This is a genomic window from Mycobacterium sp. 1423905.2 (assembly GCF_001673155.1).
Taxonomy (GTDB): Bacteria; Actinomycetota; Actinomycetes; order Mycobacteriales; family Mycobacteriaceae; genus Mycobacterium.
Map to the genome: position 1 here is coordinate 1 of NZ_LZLE01000057.1, position 24,315 is coordinate 24,315.

General features: G+C 68.9%; 21 protein-coding genes. 4 read left to right on the top strand and 17 right to left on the bottom strand.

The annotated features are described in order from the left end of the window. The first annotated feature begins 223 nt into the window (after window positions 1-223). The 3 genes from gabT to A9W95_RS03475 all read left to right on the top strand — a co-directional run bounded on the left by gabT (window position 224) and on the right by A9W95_RS03475 (window position 9,285). Window positions 224-1,564 carry a 4-aminobutyrate--2-oxoglutarate transaminase gene (gene gabT, locus A9W95_RS03465; protein ID WP_067409239.1) on the top strand — a complete coding sequence of 447 codons (1,341 nt, stop codon included), beginning with the start codon at window positions 224-226 and terminating at the stop codon, window positions 1,562-1,564. A gap of 186 nt (window positions 1,565-1,750) precedes the next feature. After that, entirely contained in the window at window positions 1,751-5,272 is a 3,522-nt protein-coding gene (gene car, locus A9W95_RS03470; protein ID WP_067409240.1) for a carboxylic acid reductase, read from the top strand. 188 nt (window positions 5,273-5,460) lie between these two features. Beyond that, on the top strand, window positions 5,461-9,285 hold the full coding sequence (locus A9W95_RS03475; RefSeq protein WP_067409241.1) for a PE family protein: 3,825 nt from the start codon (window positions 5,461-5,463) through the stop codon (window positions 9,283-9,285). A 68-nt stretch (window positions 9,286-9,353) separates the two neighbouring features. On the opposite strand, the gene A9W95_RS03480 is transcribed toward A9W95_RS03475, so the two are convergent. The 5 genes from A9W95_RS03480 to ruvC form a co-directional block, all read right to left on the bottom strand. After that, window positions 9,354-10,019 carry a hypothetical protein gene (locus tag A9W95_RS03480; protein WP_067409242.1) on the bottom strand — a complete coding sequence of 222 codons (666 nt, stop codon included), beginning with the start codon at window positions 10,017-10,019 and terminating at the stop codon, window positions 9,354-9,356. Window positions 10,020-10,161: 142 nt separating this feature from the next. Continuing rightward, a complete protein-coding gene (locus tag A9W95_RS03485; RefSeq protein ID WP_067409243.1) occupies window positions 10,162-10,548 on the bottom strand; it encodes a DUF1304 domain-containing protein in 387 nt (128 codons plus the stop codon). A gap of 9 nt (window positions 10,549-10,557) precedes the next feature. Then, a complete protein-coding gene (gene ruvB, locus A9W95_RS03490) occupies window positions 10,558-11,598 on the bottom strand; it encodes a Holliday junction branch migration DNA helicase RuvB (RefSeq protein WP_067409244.1) in 1,041 nt (346 codons plus the stop codon). Beyond that, a complete protein-coding gene (ruvA, locus tag A9W95_RS03495; RefSeq protein WP_067409245.1) occupies window positions 11,595-12,191 on the bottom strand; it encodes a Holliday junction branch migration protein RuvA in 597 nt (198 codons plus the stop codon). The genes ruvB and ruvA overlap by 4 nt, the downstream gene beginning before the upstream one ends. Further along, the gene (ruvC, locus tag A9W95_RS03500; protein WP_067409246.1) at window positions 12,188-12,742 is read right to left on the bottom strand and encodes a crossover junction endodeoxyribonuclease RuvC; all 555 of its coding nucleotides are present in this window, start codon (window positions 12,740-12,742) and stop codon (window positions 12,188-12,190) included. Before ruvC ends, ruvA begins: the two co-directional genes overlap by 4 nt. Before the next feature lie 110 nt (window positions 12,743-12,852). On the opposite strand from ruvC, the gene A9W95_RS03505 reads away from it, so the two are divergent. After that, the gene (locus A9W95_RS03505; protein ID WP_067409247.1) at window positions 12,853-13,380 is read left to right on the top strand and encodes a DUF2617 family protein; all 528 of its coding nucleotides are present in this window, start codon (window positions 12,853-12,855) and stop codon (window positions 13,378-13,380) included. Here A9W95_RS03505 and A9W95_RS03510 read toward each other — a convergent pair. The 12 genes from A9W95_RS03510 to A9W95_RS03565 form a co-directional block, all read right to left on the bottom strand. After that, window positions 13,365-14,117: a YebC/PmpR family DNA-binding transcriptional regulator gene (locus tag A9W95_RS03510; protein ID WP_067409248.1), complete on the bottom strand. Its 753-nt coding sequence runs from the start codon at window positions 14,115-14,117 to the stop codon at window positions 13,365-13,367. The two genes, A9W95_RS03505 and A9W95_RS03510, sit on opposite strands and share 16 nt — an antisense overlap. Window positions 14,118-14,235: 118 nt before the next feature. Further along, window positions 14,236-14,829, bottom strand: a complete 594-nt coding sequence (pdxT, locus tag A9W95_RS03515; protein WP_067409249.1) for a pyridoxal 5'-phosphate synthase glutaminase subunit PdxT — start codon at window positions 14,827-14,829, stop codon at window positions 14,236-14,238. Further along, the gene (gene tesB / locus A9W95_RS03520; RefSeq protein ID WP_067409250.1) at window positions 14,826-15,671 is read right to left on the bottom strand and encodes an acyl-CoA thioesterase II; all 846 of its coding nucleotides are present in this window, start codon (window positions 15,669-15,671) and stop codon (window positions 14,826-14,828) included. Before tesB ends, pdxT begins: the two co-directional genes overlap by 4 nt. A 9-nt stretch (window positions 15,672-15,680) precedes the next feature. Beyond that, on the bottom strand, window positions 15,681-16,598 hold the full coding sequence (gene pdxS / locus A9W95_RS03525; protein ID WP_067409251.1) for a pyridoxal 5'-phosphate synthase lyase subunit PdxS: 918 nt from the start codon (window positions 16,596-16,598) through the stop codon (window positions 15,681-15,683). Between the two features lie 188 nt (window positions 16,599-16,786). Beyond that, window positions 16,787-17,833 (bottom strand): NUDIX domain-containing protein, encoded by a 1,047-nt coding sequence (locus A9W95_RS03530; RefSeq protein WP_067409252.1) that lies wholly within the window; start codon window positions 17,831-17,833, stop codon window positions 16,787-16,789. After that, complete coding sequence (locus A9W95_RS03535) at window positions 17,833-18,957, bottom strand: glycosyltransferase family 4 protein (RefSeq protein ID WP_067409253.1); 1,125 nt, start codon at window positions 18,955-18,957, stop codon at window positions 17,833-17,835. The genes A9W95_RS03530 and A9W95_RS03535 overlap by 1 nt, the downstream gene beginning before the upstream one ends. Then, complete coding sequence (locus tag A9W95_RS03540) at window positions 18,957-19,907, bottom strand: phosphatidylinositol mannoside acyltransferase (RefSeq protein WP_156745978.1); 951 nt, start codon at window positions 19,905-19,907, stop codon at window positions 18,957-18,959. Before A9W95_RS03540 ends, A9W95_RS03535 begins: the two co-directional genes overlap by 1 nt. Continuing rightward, the gene (gene pgsA / locus A9W95_RS03545) at window positions 19,907-20,560 is read right to left on the bottom strand and encodes a phosphatidylinositol phosphate synthase (RefSeq protein ID WP_067409255.1); all 654 of its coding nucleotides are present in this window, start codon (window positions 20,558-20,560) and stop codon (window positions 19,907-19,909) included. Before pgsA ends, A9W95_RS03540 begins: the two co-directional genes overlap by 1 nt. Window positions 20,561-20,569: 9 nt before the next feature. After that, the gene (locus A9W95_RS03550) at window positions 20,570-21,151 is read right to left on the bottom strand and encodes an HIT domain-containing protein (RefSeq protein WP_067409256.1); all 582 of its coding nucleotides are present in this window, start codon (window positions 21,149-21,151) and stop codon (window positions 20,570-20,572) included. After that, the gene (gene thrS / locus A9W95_RS03555) at window positions 21,148-23,199 is read right to left on the bottom strand and encodes a threonine--tRNA ligase (RefSeq protein ID WP_067409257.1); all 2,052 of its coding nucleotides are present in this window, start codon (window positions 23,197-23,199) and stop codon (window positions 21,148-21,150) included. Before thrS ends, A9W95_RS03550 begins: the two co-directional genes overlap by 4 nt. 98 nt (window positions 23,200-23,297) lie before the next feature. Beyond that, the gene (locus A9W95_RS03560) at window positions 23,298-23,921 is read right to left on the bottom strand and encodes a PaaI family thioesterase (RefSeq protein WP_067409258.1); all 624 of its coding nucleotides are present in this window, start codon (window positions 23,919-23,921) and stop codon (window positions 23,298-23,300) included. Window positions 23,922-23,945: 24 nt separating this feature from the next. Continuing rightward, the coding region (locus A9W95_RS03565; RefSeq protein WP_172826544.1) for an aldo/keto reductase at window positions 23,946-24,315 on the bottom strand (370 nt) is incomplete at its 5' end.

Sequence of the window (24,315 nt, forward strand, 5' to 3'; positions counted from 1 at the left end):
CAAGGCTGGCCACGGATGCTCCCCTTCCGCGGCGCGCCGGTCGCGTCGCGGCTAAAGCCTAGCTGTTGGCCGCCCGGCCGATCCCGGGGCCGCGAGTGTGCGGCCAGCCGCACACTGGGCCACGAGGGTGCGGCCAGCCGCACGCTCGGCCCCGACGACCCGGGCGGCCAACAGCTAGGCTTTAGCCGCGACGCGACCGGCGCGCCGCGGAAGGGGAGCATCCGTGGCCAGCCTTGAGCAATCTCGCCATCTGGTCACCGAAATCCCAGGTCCCGCGTCGCTCGAGCTGACCAAGCGGCGCAACGCGGCGGTGTCGCACGCCGTCGGCATCAGCATGCCGGTTTACGTCTCGCGCGCCGGCGGCGGGATCATCGAAGACGTCGATGGCAACCGGCTGATCGACCTCGGGTCCGGCATCGCGGTGACCACCGTGGGCAACTCGGCCCCGCGCGTGGTCGACGCGGTGCGCGAGCAGGTCGAAGAGTTCACCCACACCTGCTTCATGGTCAACCCGTACGAGGAATACGTCGCGGTCGCCGAAACGCTCAACCGGATTACTCCCGGCGCGTTCGAAAAGCGTTCGGTGCTGTTCAATTCCGGCGCCGAGGCCGTCGAGAACTCGATCAAGGCGGCGCGCTCCTACACCGGCAGATCGGCCGTCGTCGCCTTCGACCACGCCTACCACGGCCGCACCAACCTGGCGATGGCCCTGACCGCCAAGTCCATGCCCTACAAGAGCGGATTCGGCCCGTTCGCCCCGGAGATCTATCGCGCGCCGCTGTCCTACCCCTACCGGGACGGCTTGATCGACAAGGAACTCGCCACCGACGGCGAGAAGGCCGCCGATCGGGCCATCACCGTGATGGACAAGCACGTCGGCGCCCAGAACCTGGCCGCGGTCATCATCGAGCCCATCCAGGGCGAAGGCGGTTTCATCGTCCCGGCCGAGGGCTTTTTGCCTGCCCTGCTGGACTGGTGTCACAAGAACGACGTGGTGTTCATCGCCGACGAGGTGCAGTCCGGTTTCGCCCGCACCGGAGCGATGTTCGCCTGCGAGCACGAGGGCATCGAACCCGACGTCATCGTCACCGCGAAGGCCATCGCCGACGGCTTTCCACTGTCCGCAGTGACCGGCCGAGCCAAGATCCTCGACGCCCCCCACTCCAGCGGGCTGGGCGGCACGTTCGGTGGCAACCCCGTTGCCTGCGCGGCGGCCCTGGCCACCATCGCGACCATCGAAGACGAAGGTTTGGTCGAGCGGGCGAAGCACCTCGAAGGGTTGATCACCGAACCGTTGCGGCGGCTGCAGGCCAGCGACGATCGCATCGGCGATGTGCGCGGCCGGGGCGCGATGATCGCGTTCGAACTGGTGAAGTCCGGAACGGCCGAGCCGGATGCCGAGCTGACCAATCAACTGGCCACCGCTGCTCATGCGGCCGGGCTCGTCATCTTGACCTGCGGCATGTTCGGCAATGTCATCCGGCTGCTGCCGCCGCTGACCATCAGCGACGAACTGCTCGGCGAAGGCTTGGAGATTCTGACCGGACTGCTGGCCGGCCTGTAACCCAACCTGGCAATCCCCTGACAGATTCCGCACGCCCGGTTCTCCCCGACCGGCGTGGGTAACCTCACACCCTTGGGATCCGCGCGGCCGTTGAGGAATAGCCGTTAGTTTCGCTAACGTTCTATAGATCAGCGTGATACGCGCAAGCAAGGCCTAGAAATTCTTCCAGTCATTAGAGGACCATTTATGTCGACTCCCACTCTCGATGAGCGGCTGGAACGCCGCATCGAAGAACTCATCGCCAACGACCCACAGTTCGCCGCCGCCGCCCCCGACCCGGCGGTCGCGCAGGCGCTCGAGCGACCCGGCATGCGACTGCCGGAGATCATTCAGACGGTGCTGGACGGTTATGCCGACCGACCGGCGCTGGCGCAGCGCGTCGTGGAGTACGTCAAGGACCCGGCGACCGGGCGCACCTCGATGGAGGTGCTGCCGCGGTTCGAGACCATCAGCTACGGCGAACTGAGCGCCCGCGTCGGGGCGCTGGGCCGCGCGTTGGCCAATGAGTCCGTGCAAGTCGGTGACCGGGTCTGCGCGCTCGGATTCAACAGCGTCGACTACGCCACCATCGACATGGCGCTGGGACAGATCGGGGCGGTGTCGGTTCCGTTGCAGACGAGCGCCGCAATCACCCAGCTGCAGCCGATCGTCGCCGAGACCCAGCCCAGCCTGATCGCTTCGAGCGTCGCGCAATTGCGGGACGCCGTCGAGCTGATCCTGGCCGGCGATCACAAGCCCGCCAAGCTGGTGGTCTTCGACTACCACCCGCAGGTCGACGACGAGCGCGAGGCAGTGGACGACGCCCGCGCGCAACTGAGCGACGCCGGAGTTGCCGTCGAGACGCTGTCCGACGTCATCGAGCGGGGCAAGGGACTGCCGGCCGCGCCGGCCGCCGCCACCGAAGACTCCGACGACGCGCTGGCGTTGCTGATCTACACCTCCGGTAGCACCGGCGCCCCCAAGGGCGCGATGTACCCGCAGAGCAATGTCGGCAAGATGTGGCGCCGGTCCAGCCGCAATTGGTTCGGGGAAAGCGCCGCGTCGATCACGCTGAACTTCATGCCGATGAGCCACGTCATGGGCCGCGGCATCCTCTACGGCACATTGGGCAACGGCGGGACCGCTTATTTCGCCGCCAAGAGCGATTTGTCCACGCTGCTCGAGGACCTCGAGTTGGTGCGGCCCACCGAACTCAACTTCGTCCCGCGGATCTGGGAGACCCTCTTCGGTGAATTCCAGCGCCAGGTCGAGCGGCGGCTCGGCGAAGCCGGCGACGCGGCCGACCGCGCGGCGATCGAGGCCGAGGTCCTGGCCGAGCAGCGCCAGTACCAGCTGGGCGGCCGGTTCATCTTCGCGATGACCGGCTCGGCGCCGACCTCACCGGAGTTGCGGACTTGGGTCGAGGCGCTGCTCGAGATGCACCTGATGGACGGCTACGGCTCCACCGAGGCAGGCATGGTGCTCTTCGACGGCGAGATCCAGCGTCCGCCCGTCATCGACTACAAGCTGGTCGACGTCCCGGACCTGGGCTACTTCGGCACCGACCGGCCGCACCCGCGCGGCGAGCTGCTGCTCAGGACCGAAAACATGTTCCCCGGCTACTACAAGCGCGCGGAAACCACCGCCAACGTCTTCGACGAGGACGGCTACTACCGCACCGGCGACGTGTTCGCCGAGATCGCGCCCGACCGGCTGGTGTACGTCGACCGCCGCAACAACGTGCTCAAGCTGGCGCAGGGCGAGTTCGTCACCCTGGCCAAGCTGGAAGCCGAGTTCGGCAACAGCCCGTTGATTCGTCAGATCTACGTCTACGGCAACAGCTCGCAGCCTTACCTGCTGGCGGTCGTCGTCCCGACCGAAGAGGCGTTGCAGCGCTGGGACGCCGACGAACTCAAGGGCAAGATCGCCGACTCGCTGCAGATCGTGGCCCGGCAGGCCAACCTGCAGTCCTACGAGGTGCCGCGCGACTTCATCATCGAGACCACGCCGTTCAGCCTGGAGAACGGTCTGCTGACCGGTATCCGCAAGCTGGCGTGGCCGAAGCTCAAGCAGCACTACGGCGAGCGGCTCGAGCAGCTCTACGCCGAGCTGGCGCAGGGACAGGCCAACGAACTGGCCGAGCTGCGGCGTAACGGCGCCGACGCGCCGGTACTGCAGACGGTCACCCGGGCCGCCGCGGCGATGTTGGGCACGGCGGCCAGTGACCTGTCGCCCGAGGCCCACTTCACCGACCTCGGTGGTGACTCGCTGTCGGCATTGACGTTCGGCAACCTGCTGCGCGAGATCTTCGACATCGACGTACCGGTGGGCGTCATCGTCAGCCCGGCCAGCGACCTGCAGGCGATCGCCAACTACATCGAGGCCGAGCGGCAGGGCACCAAGCGGCCCAGCTTCGCCGCGGTGCACGGACGCGGCGCTACCGAGGTGCACGCCAGTGACCTGACGCTGGACAAGTTCCTCGACGAGGCAACCCTGGCGGGTGCCCGCGAGCTGGCCAAGCCCAGCTCCGAGGTGCGCACGGTGCTGTTGACCGGTGCCACCGGCTTCCTGGGCCGCTACCTGGCCTTGGAGTGGCTGGAACGGATGGACCTGGTCGACGGCAAGGTCATCGCGCTGGTGCGGGCCAAGTCCGACGAGGACGCGCGGGCCCGGCTGGACCGGACCTTCGATAGCGGCGACCCCAAGCTCCTGTCGCACTACCAGGAGCTGGCTGCCGACCACCTCGAGGTCATCGCCGGCGACAAGGGCGAGGCCAACCTGGGCCTGGACCCGCAGACCTGGCAGCGGCTGGCCGACACCGTCGACCTGATCGTGGACCCGGCCGCGCTGGTCAACCACGTGCTGCCCTACAGCGAGCTGTTCGGGCCCAACGCGCTCGGGACCGCGGAGCTGATCCGCATCGCGCTGACCGGCAAGCAGAAGCCCTACACCTACGTCTCGACGATCGGTGTGGGTGACCAGATTCAGCCCGGGCAGTTCACTGAGGACGCCGACATCCGGCAGATCAGCGCGACTCGTCAGATCAACGACAACTACGCCAATGGCTACGGCAACAGCAAGTGGGCCGGCGAGGTGTTGCTGCGCGAGGCGCACGACCTGTGCGGTCTGCCGGTGGCGGTGTTCCGCTGCGACATGATCCTGGCCGACACCACCTACGCCGGGCAGCTCAACGTGCCGGACATGTTCACCCGCATGATGCTCAGCCTGGTCGCTACCGGCATCGCGCCCGGCTCGTTCTACGAGACCGACGCCGAGGGCAACCGGCAACGCGCGCACTACGACGGTCTGCCGGTCGAGTTCATTGCCGAGGCCATCTCCACGCTGGGCGCGCAGAATGTCGGTGAAGGGTTCCAGACCTACCACGTCATGAACCCCTACGACGACGGCATCGGGATGGACGAGTTCGTCGACTGGCTGATCGAGGACGGCAACGAGATTCACCGCATCCCCGATTACGGGCAGTGGCTGCAGCGGTTCGAGACATCATTGCGCGGCCTGCCGGACAAGCAGCGTCAGGCTTCACTGCTGCCGTTGCTGCACAACTACCAGCACCCGGAGAAGCCGCTGCGGGGGTCATTGGCACCGACCGACCGGTTCCGCGCCGCGGTGCAGGAGGCGAAAGTCGGTCCGGACAAGGACATTCCGCACATTTCACCGGCCATCATCGCCAAGTACGTCAGCAATTTGCGACTGCTGGGCCTGCTGTAAACAGCGCTAGACGCCAATCGCCAGCCCATAACGGGCTGGCGATTGGCGTTTGGGGGGCTATTCGCGATTTCGTCAAAGGCCCCGTCGTTTATCTGCAATGTAGTTAATTTTGGCTCGGGCTCGCATCTGGCGCGCGTAGCGTCCCCTGCGCAGTCGCTAATGAACCGCCCCGAGCCAGGAGAACGAACTTGTCTTATGTGAGCGCAACACCAGATGCCTTGGTCGCAGCGGCGGGCGATTTGCGTGGAATCCAAGAGGTGCTGAGGGCGGCCACCGCAGCGGTAGCGCCGTCGACGACGGGCATCGTCCCGATGGCCGGCGACGAGGTGACTGCGGCCATCACAAGATTGTTCGGCACTTTCGGCCAGGAGTTTCAGACACTCAGCGCGCAGGCGGCGCTGTTCCAGAAACAGTTCATCCAGGCCTTGGGCGCCGGAGGCGGCGCGTATGCGGCGGCCGAGGCCGCCAACGGCTCTTGGCTGCAGAACTTGGAGCAAAACGCATTGGGCTTGATCAACGCGCCCACCAACACGATTTTGGGGCGCCCGCTGATCGGTGACGGCAGCAACGGTGCGGCAGGTACGGGACAAGCCGGTGGCGCCGGCGGAATCTTGTGGGGCAACGGCGGTATCGGCGGGTCGGGGGCTGCCGGCCAAGCGGGCGGTCGCGGCGGTGACGCCGGTCTGTTCGGCAACGGCGGAGCCGGCGGTGCGGGCGGAACCGGCGCGGCCGGGGCTGCCGGCGGCGTCGGTGGAGCTGGCGGTTCTGGCGGGCTGTTGACCGGGTTCGGTGGCGCCGGCGGGGCGGGCGGCACCGGCGGCGCTGGAGCTGGCGGCATCGGCGGGGTCGGTGGGACGGGCGGTGCCGGCGGTGCCGGCCGGGCGCTGTTCGGTGGAGGCGCCGGCGCCGGTGGGGTCGGTGGCACGGGTGGCGACGGTGGTACCGGCGCGACCGGTACAGCGGGCGCCGGAGCAGTCGGCGGCCAAGGCGGTGTCGGGTTCGCCGGTGGGGCCGGCGGGGCCGGCGGAGCCGGTGGCTCCAGCTACGGGCTGATGAGCGCCGGAGGCGCAGGCGGTGCCGGCGGGACGGGTGGCACCGGCGGCCTCGGTGGGTTCGGCGGAACCGGCGTGGGCTTTAACGCCGATGGCGGCAACGGCGGCACTGGCGGAAACGGCGGCGCCGCAGGCGCGGGCGGGACTGGCGGAACCGGTGGGTTATTCGGCGGGGGTGGCCACGCGGGTGGTGCCGGCACCGGCGGGATCGGGGGCACCGGCGGCACCGGCGGCCAGGGCGACGCCGGCACGACGGGGACAACCGGCGCCGTCCCCCTCATGGGCGGGCAAGGCTGGCAAGGCGGCGCGGGCGGTCAAGGCGGTAGCGGCGGCGCCGGGATCAATGGGGTCGGTGGTGGCGCCGGCGGTCACGGCGGCACCGGCGGCGGCGGGGGTATCGGCGGTGCCGGCGGCAATGCCACCGGAACCACCACCACAGGGGCAACCGGCGGCGGGATGGGCGCCCAAGGTGGCCAAGGCGGCACCGGCGGCGCAGCGGGCGCAGCGGGTAACGGCGTCGACGGCGGCGCGGTTGGCAGCATTGGCACCGGTGGGACCGGGGGGACCGGTGGTCATGGCGGTCTGGGCGCCGCTGGCGCCAGCGGCGCCGACGGCGTCGCGCCCACCAGCGGGTACCAGGGTGGTCAAGGCGGCGCCGGCGGAGCCGGCGGCAGCGGCGGTGCCGGCATCAACGGAATGGGGGGCGGGCACGCCGGCACTGGGGGCACCGGCGGTAGCGGCGGCGCCGGCGGCAGCGGCGGCACCAACACTGGCACCACCGCCAGCGGAGCCACCGGCGGCGGCATGGGCGCCCAAGGCGGTCAAGGCGGCACCGGCGGCACCGCGGGAGCGGCGGGCAGCCGCGTCGACGGTGGAGCGGCCGGCAGTGTTGGCACCGGCGGCACCGGCGGTCACGGCGGGACTGGCGGGGCCGGTGCCACGGGCACCAACGGCAAGAACAGCGTGTTCAGCCCGACTGCCGGCAACCAGGGCGGTCAAGGTGGCGCTGGCGGGACGGGCGGCACCGCCGGTGCCGGTATCGGTGGCACGGGCGGCGGTCAAGCCGGCACCGGAGGCACCGGTGGCAGCGGCGGCACCGGCGGTAACGGCGGCACCAACACCGGCACCACGAGCGCCGGAGCGAGCGGTGGCGGCATGGGCGCCAGCGGTGGCCAAGGCGGCACTGGAGGCGCCGCCGGGGCGGCCGGTGTGCGGGTCGACGGCGGGGCGGCCGGAAGCATCGGCACCGGAGGCACCGGTGGTCACGGCGGTAACGGCGGCAACGGCGCCACCGGCGCCACCGGCATCAACGACAGTGTGACTCCGACCGCAGGGGCACAGGGCGGCCAAGGTGGCACCGGCGGCGCCGGAGGAACCAGCGGCGCCGGCATCAACGGAGTCGGCGGCGGACAGGCCGGCACCGGTGGCACCGGTGGAAACGGCGGTGCTGGCGGCAACGGCGGCACCAACACCGGCACCACCAGCACCGCAGCCACTGGCGGTGGCATGGGCGCCCAAGGTGGCCAGGGCGGCACCGGCGGCACTGCGGGGGCGGCAGGCGCCATAACTGACGGCGGGAAGGCCGGGGGCAACGGCAATGGCGGCAACGGCGGCAACGGCGGTACCGGCGGCGACGGGGCCACCGGCGCCAATGGCCTCAACGGCCTCGACCCCACCCCAGGCAACCAAGGTGGCCAAGGCGGCGCCGGCGGACAGGGCGGCACCAGCGGCGCAGGCATCAACGGCGTCGGCGGCGGGAATGCAGGAAACGGCGGCATCGGCGGGCGCGGCGGCAACGGCGGTGACGGCGGCGCCAATGCCGGCTACACCACCACCGCACCCAGTGGCGGCGGCACGGGCGTCCAAGGTGGTCAGGGCGGCACCGGCGGCACCGCAGGAGCAGCGGGCGCGCAGGTCGACGGCGGCGCGGCCGGTTTCAACGGCAGCGGCGGCACCGGCGGCACGGGCGGGGCCGGCGGCATTGGTGCTTCGGGCCTAAACGGCACGTCGGGGACCACACCTACCGAGGGCGACCAGGGCGGCGCCGGCGGCGCGGGTGGCGTCGGCGGCACGGGCGGGGCCGGCATCAATGGCATCGGCGGCGGGGCCGGCGGTCAAGGCGGCGTCGGGGGCTTCGGCGGATCCGGGGGAAAGGGCGGCATCAACACCGGCAGTACCAATTTGCCCTTCAGCGCGAACGGCGGCCAGGGCGGCACGGGCGGCATCGGCGGTGACGGTGGAGCGGCTGGCGCTGGCGGCACCATTGGTGGTGAAGGCGGAGCAGGCGGTACCGGCGGCAACGGTGGAAACGGCGGTCAAAGCGCCCTCCTGGGCGGGGGTGGCGGCGGTGGAGGTGCGGGTGGCCAAGGCGGCGCCAGCGGAGGCGGCGGGGCGACCGCTGGCCAAGGCGGCACTGGCGGTACCGGCGGCACCGGCGGACAGCTCAACGCTCCTGGCCAGAATGCACTGGCCGCCGGTGGCAGTGGCGGTGGCGGAGGAGGCGGCGGGTTGGCCGCAGGTGACACGCCCGGCATGGGCGGAGGCGGCGGTGGCGGCGGTGCGGGAGGCGGTATCGCGTTCGGCTCACTGCTGGGTGGCGGTGGCGGGGGCGGGGGCGGGGCGGGCGGCCCCGGCGGCACCGGCGGGAACGGCGGCGCCGGCGGTACCGCTATTGCCTTTGACGCGGGAAATGTCGGTGTCGGCGGGACGGGCGGTGCCGGGTCCTCGAATGGTACCGGCGGCGGAGGTGGCCAAGGTGCCGCGGCGAACGCCGTCTATCCCAACCAAGCGGGAAATGGCGCTGCGGGCAGTGACGGCAGCGCCGGTGGTACCGGCGGCGGGCCTGAGGAAACAGCGCAGGGCGGTCAGGGCGGCACCGCGGCAGGACAAGGCGGCAGTGGCGGCTTGGCGTACGAGCAATTCTTCTCCGACCACACCGGCGGTGCCGGCCAATCCAGTTAAGCCCGCACCGTCGTGTACAACCAAGAACGCCTAGGCCGGGTGGCCCAGGCGTTTTCGGTTTGGGTTGATTAGGCGTTCACGCCGTGGTGCCGGCGCCAGAACCCATGCCGCGGCTGGGGCGCCGCCGCGGGCTCGTACGGTTGCGGCCGCGGGGCGGTCAGCGCTTGCGACGAGACGTCGGTCTGATCCGTCTCGACCGGGTGGGCGTACGACTGCGAGGCCGGGGCGACCGGCTCGACGGCAGTTGCCGGGGTTACGGGCACGACGTCGCGGGCCAGTCGGACCGCCAGGCGAGACAGCACGGCGCCACCCAAGAACACGATCAGGGTGCCCAGCCCGGTGAAGTAGGCCAATTCCAGCACCGCACGCTTGCGGTCGGTGACGGCGACCGGGTCACCGACGGAACCGGTGCTCAGCAGCGGAGCGAAGGCCCGCCCGACGATGAACCAGGCGCCACCGAACGTGGCCAGCCAGCCGCCGAGCATCGCACTGGCGCGATTGGCGGAGACGATCAGCAGCAGCCCTCCGACCGCCGTGGCGACGCCGGGCAGCACTTCCAGCCAGCCGCGCGCCGCGGTCCAGTTCTGTCCCTGCGAGTAGGCGAAATCGAAGTTGGGACCCACGAACGGGATCAGCGCACCCCAGGCCCCGAGGAGGACGAGCAGTAATCCGGTCACCGCGCCGCGGGAGCGTGGCATACGCATCCGGGCGGGACGGTCTTCTGTGTGCTTCATGACGGTCGAATACCCGAGGAGACAGCGGGGTAATCGGCTGCAGCGCAACGTCGGCCATCTCTTAGGAAACCGATATCAACGCTGCTAACGCAGGTCAGAGCAAGAAGTCTGTGGCTAGAGTTAACAATGTGACAGTTGAGTCCTACCTCGCCAGCGCGAGCACCAACAGGACGATGGCGAACACCGGGAACAGGCCCTGGGTGACCGCGGCTCGCGCCTTGTCCCGCGCCGAGATCAGCAGCACGACCGCCGCTGCCGCCATGGATCCCACGCCGGCGAAGATGAGCGCGGCCCCGACGGTTTCGTGTCCGGTCGCGACGGCAGCGATGCCGATGCCGCTGATGACCGCTAGGAACAGGTTGTAGAAGCCCTGGTTGAACGCCAGAAGCTTCGTCGTCTCCGCTTCCTCGGCCGTGGTCCCGAAGGTGGCCCGCGTCCGCGGCGAAGTCCAGGTCAACGACTCCATGGTCCAGATGTAGACGTGCAAGACCGCGGCCAGTCCGGCGAATATCAACGCGGCGGTGATCATCGGGTTCTCCTATTCGAACAATCCTGGCTGCATCACTCCGGCCGGTGGGCTCATGCCCAGATGAGTCCAGGCCAGCGCGGTCGCCACCCGGCCGCGCGGGGTACGGGCGACCATACCGGCCCGGACCAGGAACGGCTCGCACACTTCCTCCACGGTCGCGGCCTCCTCCCCTACCGCAACCGCCAACGTGGACACACCGACGGGCCCGCCGCCGAAACTGCGCGTCAACGACGTCAACACCGCCCGGTCCAGCCGGTCCAGACCGAGTTCGTCGACGTCGTACACCTCGAGCGCCGCCTTGGCCACATCGCGGGTGATGATGCCGTCGGCGCGCACCTCGGCGAAGTCGCGCACCCGGCGCAGCAACCGGTTGGCGATGCGCGGCGTTCCCCGCGATCGACGGGCGATCTCGGCACCGGCCTCAGGGCCCAACTCGATGCCTAGGATCCCGGCCGAACGAGCCAGCACCCGCTCCAGCTCGGGCGGTTCGTAGAAATCCATGTGGGCGGTAAAGCCGAACCGGTCGCGCAGCGGGCCAGTCAGCGCACCTGACCGGGTGGTGGCTCCGACCAGGGTGAACGGGGCCACCTCCAACGGGATCGACGTCGCCCCCGGCCCTTTGCCGACGACCACGTCCACCCGGAAGTCCTCCATCGCCAGGTAGAGCATCTCCTCGGCGGGACGGGCGATGCGGTGAATCTCGTCGATGAACAGCACGTCGTGTTCGACGAGGTTGGACAGCATGGCGGCCAGGTCGCCGGCACGCTCCAGCGCCGGGCCCGAGGTCACCCGCAGGGAGGATCCCAGTTCGGCGGCGATGATCATCGCCAGCGACGTCTTGCCCAGACCGGGCGGGCCGGACAGCAGGATGTGATCCGGAGTGCCGCCGCGATTCTTGGCACCCTCGATCACCAGCTGCAGTTGTTCGCGCACCCGCGACTGCCCGATGAACTCGCGCAGTGATCGCGGCCGCAAGCTGACGTCGATGTCGCCCTCGCCGACCGTCAACGCCGGTGAAACATCCCGGTCCATCGGATCTTCTGAGCTCATCGGGCCTTCCCCAGCAACGACAGCGCGGCACGCAGCGCGCTGGACGTAGTGGCGGCCGGCTCACCAGCCAACACCTTGTCGGTGGCCTCCTCCGCCTGCTTGGCCGCAAACCCCAATCCCACCAGGGCTTCCACCACCGGGCCCCGCACGGCGTGACCGTTGACCGCGGGAGCTCCGGCCGCCCCCGCGCCGACCGGTCCGATCTTGTCGCGCAGTTCCAGCACCATCCGTTCGGCGCCGCGTTTGCCGATGCCCGGCACCCGGGTCAGGGCGGTGACGTCGCCGTCGGCCAGGGCTTGCCGCAGCGCCGCGGCGTCGTGCACCGCCAACGTCGCCATCGCCAGTCGCGGCCCGACGCCGGACACCGACATCAACGTCAGAAACAGGTCGCGGGTATCGGTGTCGCAGAACCCGTACAGCGTCATCGAATCCTCGCGGACGATCATCGCGGTGATCAGCCGAGCTTCGCTCCCCTGGCGCAACGTCGCCAGGGTCGACGGGGTGGCGTTGACCCGATACCCGACGCCGGCCGCCTCGATCACCACATGATCGAGCGCTATGCCGAGCACCTCCCCGCGCACCGAGGCGATCATCGAGCGGCCTTCAGCTTGCTCAGGTAGGCATGCCGCTGTTGAGCGGCCATCGCTTCGGCCTTGGCCAGCCGGGCCAGCATCGGCGCCCGCCAACAGTGGCAGATCGCCAGGGCCAGCGCGTCGGCCGCGTCGGCCGGTGTCGGTTTCGCCTGCAGCGCAAGGATTCTGGTCACCATCGCGGTCACTTGGGCCTTGTCCGCGGCGCCGTTGCCGGTGACCGCGGCCTTGACCTCGCTGGGCGTGTGAAAGTGCACGTCGATGCCGCGTCTGGCCGCTGCCAGCGCAATGACGCCGCCGGCCTGCGCGGTGCCCATCGCCGTGGAAACGTTGTGTTGGGAGAACACCCGCTCGATGGCGAGCACGTCTGGCCGATGCGTGTCCAGCCAGTGCTCGACCGCGTCGCTGATGGCCAGCAGCCGCTGGGCCAGCGCCGCCTCCGCTGGGGTGCGCACCACGTCGACATCCAGCGCCGTGATTTGTCGGCCCCGCCCGCTCTCGACCAGCGACAGGCCGCATCGCGTCAACCCCGGATCGACACCCATAACCCGCACCGCAACGCCCCTTTACCCGAACAGCTGTTCGATACAGTAGCGGCCCCGGCCGACACCGGCGGGTAGGACACGCCGCCCTCCCCCGCCTCATCGGCCTGTTAACTTGAGCCGTGCCGCTTCATCGGATCGCAGTGGCCCCCGTCGACGTCTCCGGGGCCCGCCTTGGTCTGGAACTCAACGGGCCGGCACGCAGTCCCCTGGCGCTGTCTCACCTCGCGCACCCGGCCGGGGGCGCCATGGTGCTCGGCGTGCTCGGCGCCTCGCACATCGTCACGGTCGACCACGGCGCTGGCGCGTTCTCCGAAGAGGTCTCGTGCACCGCGAGCCTCGCCAGCGGCTTGCCGGAATGCACCGAAGCCCCCGGCTACCGCTTGAACTCGACGACGACCACCCATGACGAGGCGACGTTTCGGGCCCTGGCCCACGATCTCCGTCAGCGATGCACGCAGACACCCGGGTGGCTGGGCGGTGTCTTCCCCGGAGACGACGCCGCATTGACCGCATTGTGCGCGCAACCCGACGACGCGGGCTGGCGGTGGCAGACCTGGCACCTGTATCCACGGCGCCCGCTCGGAACGGGCGGAATGGTGGTGCACACCGAAAGCCAGTGGCGGCCCGGCGATCACGCCTCGATCTGAGCCAGAATCTCGTCGGGAATGTCGGCGTTGGTGTAGACGTCTTGGACGTCGTCGCTGTCTTCGAGCGCGTCGACGAGCTTCATGACCTTCGCTGCGCCGTCGGCGTCGAGCGGAACCGTCACCGACGGCTGGAATCCCGCCTCGGCGGAGTCGTAGTCGATGCCCGCCTCCTGTAACGCGGTGCGCACCGCGACCAGATCACCCGGTTCGGAGATGATCTCGAAGCTGTCGCCGAGATCGTTGACGTCTTCGGCGCCGGCTTCGAGGACCGCGGTCAGCACGTCGTCTTCGGTCAAGCCGTTCTTCTCCAGGGTGATGACACCCTTGCGGCTGAACAGATAGGCGACCGAGCCGGGGTCGGCCATGGTCCCGCCGTTGCGGGTCATGGCAACCCTGACCTCGCTGGCCGCCCGGTTGCGGTTGTCGGTCAGGCACTCGATCAGCACGGCGACCCCGTTGGGGGCGTAGCCCTCGTAGGTGATGGTCTGCCAGTCGGCGCCGCCGGCTTCCTCACCGGCGCCGCGCTTGCGAGCCTTCTCGATGTTGTCATTCGGCACCGAGCTCTTCTTGGCCTTTTGGATGGCGTCGTAGAGCGTCGGATTGCCGGCCGGGTCACCGCCGCCGACGCGGGCCGCGACCTCGATGTTCTTGATCAGCCGGGCGAACATCTTGCCGCGGCGAGCGTCGATGACGGCCTTCTTGTGCTTGGTGGTCGCCCACTTGGAATGGCCGCTCATCGGTGTCTCGTACCCCTCTTGTTGCCGGAAAGTCGCCCAACGAGTCTACGTGGCGCCGAGTGTGGGCCTTGAGTACGGGAGGAGGCCGGATTTCGTCCCTAAGCCGCACACTCGCGCTTCAGGCGTCCCGCACGATGTCGACGAACAATTGGTGCACGCGACGGTCGCCGGTCACCTCGGGGTGGAAGGCCGTCGCCAGAACCGGCCCCTGCCGTACCGCCACGATGTGACCCGCCGCGCGGGCCAGCACTTGCACCCCTTCGCCGGTCCGCTCCACCCACGGCGCGCGGATGAACACCGCCCGCACCGGGTCGTCTAGACCGGCGAACGGGATGTCCCCCTCGAAGGAGTCGACCTGTCTGCCAAAAGCGTTGCGCCGCACGGTCATATCGATGCCGCGAAGCGGCAGCGCCGCGCGGCCCCGAGCACCGGCGTCTTCGATCTCGCTGGCCAGCAGGATCATCCCGGCGCACGCGCCGTAAGCGGGCATGCCCTCGGCGAGCCGCTCGCGCAGCGGCTCCAGCAACTCGAAGTCGGCCAGCAGATGGCTCATCGCGGTGGATTCCCCGCCCGGCAACACCAGCGCGTCCACCGCGTCCAGCTCGCTGCGCCGGCGCACCGTCGTGGACTCAGCCCCCGCCGCGTCCAGTGCCGCCAGGTGTTCTCGGGTGTCGCCTTGTAGCGCCAGGACACCTATCCGCGGGCCGCTCACTTCCCAGCCGGCTGATAGCCACGCTTGAACCGGGTCAGCCCCTCTTGCATCACCGCGGCCACCAGCTCGCCGCGCTGGGTGAAGATCTTGCCGTGGCACAAGGCGCGGCCATTGCCGGCCGACGGTGAGGACTGGTCGTAGAGCAGCCATTCGTCGGCCCGGAACGGCCGCATGAACCACATCGCGTGGTCCAGCGAGGCGACCTGCAGGTGCTCGCGCTCCTTCATGTGCGTGACCTGCGCCGAACCGAGCAGTGTCAGGTCGCTCATGTAGGCCAGCGCGCAGATGTGCAGCACGGGATCGTCGGGCAAGGGGTCACGGTGGCGAAACCACACCTGCTGCTGGGAGGCCTTGCCGGGCAGCCGCTGCAGGCGGTCACGCGGCACGATGCAGACGTCCCACTCCTCGAACTGTTTGAAGCCCGCGTCGTCGAACACCTTGATCGAGCTCAGTCCCGGCAGGCCGTCGGGCGGCGGCGCGGCCGGCATGTGGTCCTGATGCTCGATGCCGTCCTGGTGGGTCTGAAAGGACGCCGCCATGCTGAAGATGGTTTCCCCGTGCTGGATGGCGTTGACCCGCCTCGTGGCGAACGATCCGCCGTCGCGGATGCGCTCGACGATGAACACCGTGCGCTCCTTGGCGTCCCCGGGCCGGAGGAAGTAGCCGTGCAGCGAGTGCACCAGGAAGCCGGGTTCGACGGTGCGCACCGCCGACACCAGCGACTGGCCGGCCACATGGCCGCCGAAGGTGCGCTGAAAGTAGCCGGATTCCGGGCTGAAGACGCTGCCGCGGTAGATGTTGACCTCGAGTTGCTCGAGATCGAGGATCTCTTCGATCGCCACGAAGAATTCTTACCAGCCGCGGTCGGCCAGGCGGTGCGGCTGCGCGAGCTGCTCGACGTTGATGCCCACCATCGCCTCACCCAGCCCGCGCGACACCTTGGCCAGCACATCCGGGTCGTCGTAGAAGGTGGTCGCTTTGACGATGGCGGCGGCGCGCTGCGCGGGATCGCCGGACTTGAAGATGCCCGAGCCGACGAACACGCCCTCGGCGCCCAGTTGCATCATCATCGCGGCGTCGGCCGGGGTGGCGATGCCGCCCGCGGTGAACAGGGTGACCGGCAGTTTGCCGGCCCGCGCCACCTCAACGACCAATTCGTACGGCGCCCGCAATTCCTTAGCGGCGACGAACAATTCGTCCTCGGACAGCGACGTCAGGCGGCGGATCTCGCCGCCGATGGCCCGCATGTGCGTGGTGGCGTTGGAGACGTCGCCGGTGCCGGCCTCACCCTTGGAGCGAATCATCGCCGCACCCTCGCTGATGCGACGCAGCGCCTCGCCGAGGTTGGTGGCCCCGCACACGAACGGCACGGTGAACTTCCACTTGTCGATGTGGTGGGTGTAGTCGGCCGGGGTCAGCACCTCGGATTCGTCGACGTAGTCCACCCCGAGGCTCTGCAGAATTTGCGCTTCGACGAAGTGGCCGATGCGGGCCTTGGCCATCACCGGAATGGTGACCGCGTCGATAATGCCTTCGATCATGTCGGGGTCGCTCATCCGCGACACCCCGCCCTGGGCCCGGATGTCGGCGGGCACCCGCTCCAGCGCCATGACCGCGACGGCGCCGGCGCCCTCGGCGATGCGGGCTTGCTCGGGGGTGACGACGTCCATGATGACGCCGCCCTTGAGCATTTCGGCCATGCCGCGCTTGACGCGCGCGGTCCCGGTCTCGCCAGACGCCGGCTGGGCGCCATTCTGCTGGCTGTTCACTACGCTCCTTGATCTCGGGAAGTGATCTCCAGTCTAAAGGGGGACGACGGACCTCTTCTTCCGCTGCTCTCGACTGTCATCCGAAACTGCGGTGACGGCATCGAACCTGCGTACAGAGCGAGTGAATCCCCGAAATCCAGCGCTCACCGCAGACTCGACGCGCTAGACGCGGCCGAACGAGCCGGTGATCAGCGGATCGACCGAGGAACGCCCGCGTCCCGGGCCGGCGCGCCGTCGACCGCGCAATCGGCGAGCTGGTTGGCCAGCGGCAACAGTTCACCCAGCTGGACCGGATACACCAGCTCGCCGGCCCCAACCAGTCCGGCGATGTCGTCAGCATCACACCAGCGGGCGCCGTGGATGTAGCGGCGTTCCAGTTCGGTCCGCCCGTCCAGGGCCGGGGCGAACCGCCGGGTGCGGTGCACCAGGTAGAACTCCTCGCTGTCGATCACCGATCCGTTGAACTCGAAGACTTCGTCGCGTCGCCAGACAGGCCCGACGAGGTCGGCCGGGTCCACTCGCAGACCGGTCTCCTCGGCCAACTCCCGGGCGGCCGCCTCGGCCAGACGCTCACCCGGTCGCACCTCACCGCCGACGGTGAACCACCATTTCGGTGCGTTGCCGTCGGTGATGGCCGGGTCCGAACCGCAGAGCAACAACACCGCGCCGGACTCGTCGAGCAGCACGACGCGAGCCGACGTTCGGTGGTTGACCCCGTGGTGATCGCCATGAGCCAGCGCGTGCGGGCGCTCCGCGATCTCGAAGTAACTGGGTAGCGTCGCGGTGCCGCCGAGATGGAGTCGACGCACCAGCGGCCGGGCGCCCAGCGCCAGGGTGTCGCGGACGGCGTCGTTATGGAACCGCCGGGCCAGCAGCACCCGGGCTTCGGCGTCGGCCAGTTCGGCGATCAGCGCCGCCGGCAGCGACGCGGGGTCCACGATCGCCAGCGCGGCCGAAAGTTCGTTTTCGGCGTTCTCGCGCAGGTGTCGGGGCGCACGTTCGGCGACGGCGGCCAGCGCGGCCAATCGCCTGCCTTCCGGGGCGCCGCCGTAGGCGTCGGTGGCCACGGCGCGAGCGACCACCGCGCGGCGGGCCAGCGCACTGTCCAGCGCCTGCCAGGACAGGTCGTAGCGGACGTTGAGCCGGTTCAGCCGGTTGGCCGTCTGGTAGCTCCAGGCCGCGAACACCAGCAGCACCGCGATCAGCACCGCGATGGCTACGACGAGCCACAGCATCAGCTGGCCACTTCCACCTTGGCGCCCGACCCGGCGACCGTCTCGTACACCCGCATGATCTGGCTGGCCACCACCGACCAGTCGTAACGGCGAACCGCGTCGCGGCCGGCGGCCGCGTAGCGTTCCTGCAACGCCTCGCTCTGCAACACCGAGATCAACGCATCGGCCAGCGCGGCGCTGTCGTCCACGGCGACCAGACAGCCGACCTCACCGTCGCACAGCACCCGGCGGAAGGCGTCCAAATCGCTGGCCACCACCGGGGTGCCGGCGGCCATGGCTTCGACCAGGACGATGCCAAAGCTCTCGCCGCCCGTGTTGGGTGCGCAGTACACGTCGGCACTGCGCATCGCCGACGCCTTGGCCGCATCGTCGACTTGGCCCAGGAACCGCAGGTGCTTGACCCACGTGCCGGCCTCCTGACGCAGTTCGTCTTCGTCACCGCGTCCGACGATGAGCATCTGCAGGTCGGGGAAGTGCTCGACCACCTTGGGCAGGGCATCCAGCAGCACCGCCATGCCCTTGCGGGGCTCGTCGTAGCGACCCAGGAACAGCACGGTCTTACCTGGCCGCGGATACCCGTCCAGCAGCGGCGCGGAGGCCAAAGCCTCGACGTCGACCCCATTGGGAATTTCCACGGCGTCGGACCCCAGCGCTTCCATCTGCCAGCGCCGCGCCAGATCCGAGACCGCGATGCGGCCGATGATCTTCTCGTGCCAGGGCCGCAGCACCCCTTGGAAAACGGTCAGGGTCAGCGACTTGGTGGTCGACGTGTGGAAGGTCGCCACAATCGGGCCCTCGGCCACCCGCAGCGCCCACATGGACAGGCTGGGGGCGTTGGGTTCGTGCAGGTGCAGAACGTCGAAATCGCCTTGGGTCAGCCACTTTCGGACCCGCCGGTGCACGGCCGGGCTGAACTGCAGCCGCGACACCGACCCGTTGTAGGGAATCGGGATGGCGCGACCAGCGGAGACGACGAAGTCGGGCAGCGGCGTGTCCGGCGACGCGGGCGCCAGCACACTGACCTCGTGACCGCGGGAACGCATCACCTCGGCCAGCTGCAGCACATGCGACTGCACCCCACCCGGCACGTCGAGCGAGTACGGACAGACCATCCCAATTCGCATCAGGCGTTCCTCAGTTTGGCCTGCCGCTCCTCGGACAAATCGGCCAGCCACTGCGGCTGCAGCATGTGCCAGTCTTCGGGATGCGCCGCGATGTTGCGCTCGAACTCGCGCGCCAGCGCCTGGGTAATCGCCTGCACGTCACCGCTACTGGTATCCAGCGGTGCTTGCATGTTGCAGGCCCACCCGTCGCCCTCGAACCAGCAGTGTGACGGGAGCAGGGCCGCGCCGGTCGCGATCGCCAGCTTGGCCGGTCCGGCCGGCATCCGGGTGGGTTCGCCGAAGAAGTCGACCTCGACGCCGGTTCGGGTGAGGTCCCGCTCGGCCATCAACGCCACGATCCGGTTGTCCCGCAGCCGATCACACAGCACCTCGAAGGGCGGTCGGTCGCCGCCGGAATGCGGGATGACCTCGAATCCCAAGCCCTCGCGGTACTCGATGAAGCGCCGATACAGCGATTCGGGTTTGAGACGCTCGGCGACCGTGACGAAGCTGTCGTAGGTTTGCGCCAGCCACACCCCGTTCATGTCCCAGTTGCCACTGTGCGGCAACGCCAGCACCACGCCGCGGCCCGCGGCCAGCCCGGCGTTGAGGTTGTCTTGTCCACCAGTTGAGCTGTCCAGGCGCTGCGTCAGTTCGCGCAGATCCATGGTCGGCAGCCGGAACGCTTCGCGCCAATACCGCGCATAGGACGCGACCGAGGCCCGCATCAGCGAGTCCGGCACCTGGGCGGGCTGGACCCCGATGACGCGCGCCAGGTTTTTGCGCAGCTGCTCTGGTCCGCCGCGGCGCGCGGCGTAGCGCGCTCCGGCGGCGAAGACGTTGCGTGCGGCGGACTCCGGCAGCGCGCGCACCGCCATCCAGCCGGCCGCATACGACCAATCGGTGGCGGCGCCGGTGACCACTTCCCGCGGCCGCCGCCCGGGCACCCTGAGGCTCACTGACGGTGGTATCACTGCTCGCTCTTTCCTTGTATGGCAATGCGATCCACGGCTCCCGGCGAGGTCCGCACCGCGTATATCCGCTGCGCGCAGGTAATCACACTGAGCACCGCCAGTAGCCACATCCCGATGGGCAGCGCCGGCGGCCAGGCGACGAACGGGAAATCGGACACTCCGGCACCGCTGAGCACGATGATCAACCGTTCCGGACGTTCGATGAAGCCACCGTCGCCGCGTAATCCGCTGGCCTCGGCCCGGGCCTTGATGTAGGAGATCACCTGCGAGGTGACCAGGCAGATGAGGGTCGCCACCGTCAACAGCCGGTCGTGCAGGTGGAAAGCGATCCACCACAACAGTCCGCAGAACACCGCCCCGTCGCTGATTCGGTCGCAAGCCGCGTCGAGCACCGCGCCGAACCTGGTGCCGCCGCCGCGTTCTCGGGCCATGGCGCCGTCGAGCATGTCGAACAACGTGAAGAACCAGACCACACAGCCACCGATGAACAACTTGCCCATGGGGAACAGGATCAACGCGCCGGCGACCGATGCGGCGGTGCCGATGACGGTGGCGGCATCCGGAGTTAACCCGACCCACAGGGCGGCCCGCGCGACCGGCTCGGTGACGCGAGCGAACGCCGCCCGCGACAGGAAGGGCAATTTACTCATGGCTGGGCCTCATGATTGGCGGGCCCACTCCGCGGCCAGCAGTCGGCGGGTGTCGCGCAGCAGTTGCGGGATAACCTTGGAGCCCCCGACGATGGTGATGAAGTTGGCGTCCCCGCCCCAGCGCGGCACCACGTGCACGTGCAGATGTTCGGCTAGTGACCCTCCGGCCGAGGAGCCCAGGTTCAACCCGACGTTGAAGCCGTGCGGCCGTGAGACGTTCTTGATGACGCGAATCGCCTTCTGGATGAACGCCATCAGCTCGGCGCTCTCCTCCTGCGTCAGGTCTTCCAGTTCGGACAGCCGCCGGTAGGGCACCACCATCAAATGACCGGGGTTGTACGGGTAGAGGTTGAGGACGGCGTACACGAGTTCGCCGCGGGCAACCACCAATCCGTCTTCGTCGGACAACTGCGGGATGTCGGTGAACGGTTGCGCGCGGTCGGCTTCGTCGCGCTTCATCGGCGCTTCGGCCAGATAGGTCATCCGATACGGCGTCCACAGACGCTGCAGGTGATCACGCTCGCCGACACCGCGATCCAGAATCGTGTCGTCCGGGCTGTCCGCACGGCCGGCCGGATCCTGCTCGGTCACCTGCCCGCCACTTTCAGCAATTCCGCTGTCGGCGTGGCGTTTTCCCGGTCGGCAAGCCATTTGACGATGGTGGCGACCGCGTCGTCGCGGGGTACCCCGTTGATCTGGGTGCGGTCACCGAACCGGAAACTCACCGCACCGGCTTGCACGTCGCGGTCGCCGGCCAGCACCATGAACGGCACCTTCTGGTTGGTGTGGTTGACGATCTTCTTGGCCATCCGATCGTCGCTGGCGTCCACCTCGACTCGCACGCCGTGCGCTTTCAGTTGTGCCGCAACGTCTTCCAAATACGGGACGTGGTCGTCGGCGACGGGGATACCGACCACCTGCACCGGGGCCAGCCACGCCGGGAACGCGCCGGCGTAATGCTCGGTCAGGATTCCGAAGAACCGCTCGATGGAACCGAACAGTGCGCGGTGGATCATCACCGGCCGCTGCCGGGTGCCGTCGGCGGCGGTGTACTCCAGCTCGAAACGTTCCGGGAAGTTGAAGTCCAGCTGAATGGTCGACATCTGCCAGGTTCGGCCCAGCGCATCTTTGACCTGCACCGAGATCTTGGGTCCGTAGAACGCCGCGCCGCCGGGATCGGGGACGAGGTTCAGGCCCGATTCGGCTCCCACCTCGGCCAGCACGCTGGTGGCTTCCGCCCAGACCTCGTCGGAGCCGACGAACTTCTCCGGGTCTTTGGTGGACAGTTCCAGGTAGAAGTCGGTGAGCCCGTAGTCACCGAGCAGGTCGAGCACGAAACGCAGCAGCGACCGCAGTTCGTCGCGCATCTGCTCGCGGGTGCAGAAGATGTGCGCGTCGTCCATGGTCAAACCACGCACCCGGGTCAGGCCGTGCACGACGCCTGACTTCTCGTAGCGGTACACCGTGCCGAATTCGAAGAGCCGCAAGGGCAATTCGCGATAGGACCGCCCCCGTGCCCGATAGATCAGGCAGTGCATGGGGCAGTTCATCGGCTTGAGGTAGTAGTCCTGGCCGGGCTTGCGCACCGAGCCGTCGTCGTTGTACTCCGCGTCGATGTGCATCGGCGGGAACATGCCGTCGGCATACCAGTCCAGGTGACCGGAGGTGTGGAACAGCTGCGCCTTGGTGATGTGCGGCGTGTTGACGAACTGGTAGCCGGCCTCGGTGTGCTTGCGCCGGGAGTAGTCCTCGAGTTCCCGTCGGACGATCCCGCCTTTGGGGTGGAATACCGCTAGGCCCGAACCGATTTCGTCGGGGAAGCTGAACAAGTCCAGCTCCACCCCGAGCTTGCGGTGATCGCGACGCTGGGCTTCGGCGATCAGCTCGAGGTGGCGCTCCAGCGCCTCTTGGGACTCCCACGCCGTGCCGTAGATGCGCTGCAGGCTCGCGTTGCGCTGGTCACCACGCCAGTAGGCCGCCGAACTTCTGGTCAGCTTGAACGCCGGGATGTGTTTGGTGGTCGGGATATGCGGCCCGCGGCACAGGTCACCCCAAACCCTTTCCCGGCTACGGGGATTGAGGTTGTCGTAGGCGGTCAGCTCGTCACCGCCGACCTCCATGATCTCGGCGTCTCCGGATTTGTCGTCGACGAGCTCCAGCTTGTAGGGCTCGTCGGCCAGCTCGGCGCGCGCCTCGTCCTTGGAGCGGTACACCCGCCGCGAGAACAGTTGGCCGTCCTTGACGATCTGGCGCATGCGCTTCTCGAGCGCCTCGAGATCCTCGGGCGTGAACGGCTCGGCCACGTCGAAGTCGTAGTAGAAGCCATCGGTGATCGGTGGTCCGATGCCGAGTTTGGCGTGCGGGAACAGGTCTTGCACGGCCTGAGCCAACACGTGGGCGGTCGAATGCCGGATCACGCTGCGGCCCTCGTCGGTGTTGGCGGCCACCGGGATGACCTCGGTTTCGACCTCGGGGGCCCAATTCAAGTCGCGCAGCTTGCCCTCGGCGTCGCGTACCACCACGATGGCGTCGGGTGTGCCGCGCCGCGGTAGTCCCGCCTCACCCACCGCGGCGGCCGCGGTAGTCCCGGCAGGCACCCGGATAGGGCTTCCTGGCGTGGCGGGTGCGGGGGCACTCATGGGGTCGCGGTCTCCAACGGTTGGTGTTCAACGGATCGCGACCATGCTATCGGTGCGCAGCTCGCCGAACCCAAGCCGCCGCAGCGAGCACGGCGAGCCTAGGGCTGTCCCGGCTTGAGCCGCACGAAGAGCCCGTCGGCTTCGGTCAGCACGGTGTCGCCGTCGCACAATCGGCCGGAGACGAAGATCTTGCGACCGTCTACCTGGTCGATGCCCGCGTCGATCTGCAGTTCCTTCTCGATCGGCACGATGGCGCGGTAGTTGATCTTGAGGTAGGCCGTGCGTTGGCGCGGGCTGCCGGTGAGCACCGAGGCCGTCAGTCCGAGGACGGTGTCGAAGAGCAGTCCCAGGGCGCCACCGTGCACCGCGCCGTTTCGGCCCAGGTGGAAACGGGCGAAACGGGCGGTACCCCCGATGCGCCCGTCGGCGGTCTTCTGCGCCTTCATCGGCACCGTCAGGATGTTGCCGCGGACCGGGAGGTCCATCCGCCGTCCCGACGGCGATTGCCACTCGTCGGCGTCGAATGGGCTGAGCAGCGCCGAGACCTTTTCCAGCAGGTCGGCTGCCTCGGTGATGACCTGGTCGGGTGCGTCGACGGCGCGGGCATGGTCCTGCAGGGTGCGTACCGCGTCGATGAACCGGCCGTAGTCCGGGCCGCCCTTGGTGGTCGGTTCGGGCGGGTTGAAGCCGCCGCCGGGGTGCCGGGCCTGTTCACTGCTCACCAGGACACCGTATTTGGCGGCGGTCTACTTCTCCGCGGCGGCCGCTATGGTGTCGAACTCCTCGTCGGACAGGGTGATCTCGGCGGCGGCGACGTTCTCCTCCAGGTGCTGCACGCTCGAGGTGCCCGGGATCGGCAAGATCACCGGTGACCGCTTCAACAGCCAGGCCAGCGCCAACTGCGACGGCGACGCGTCGTGGTTCTCGGCGATCTCGTGCAGCGGACCGTCCGGGGCAGCCAGCGGGCCGGCGGCCAGCGGGAACCACGGGATGAAGCCGATGCCCTGCTCGGTGGCGGCGTCGACCAGCTCACCGCGGCACAGCAGATCGCCGAGATCGTCTCGGTGCAGAACATGTACAACCTGGCCTCGCGTGGCGCCGAGAAGCTGGTCGACG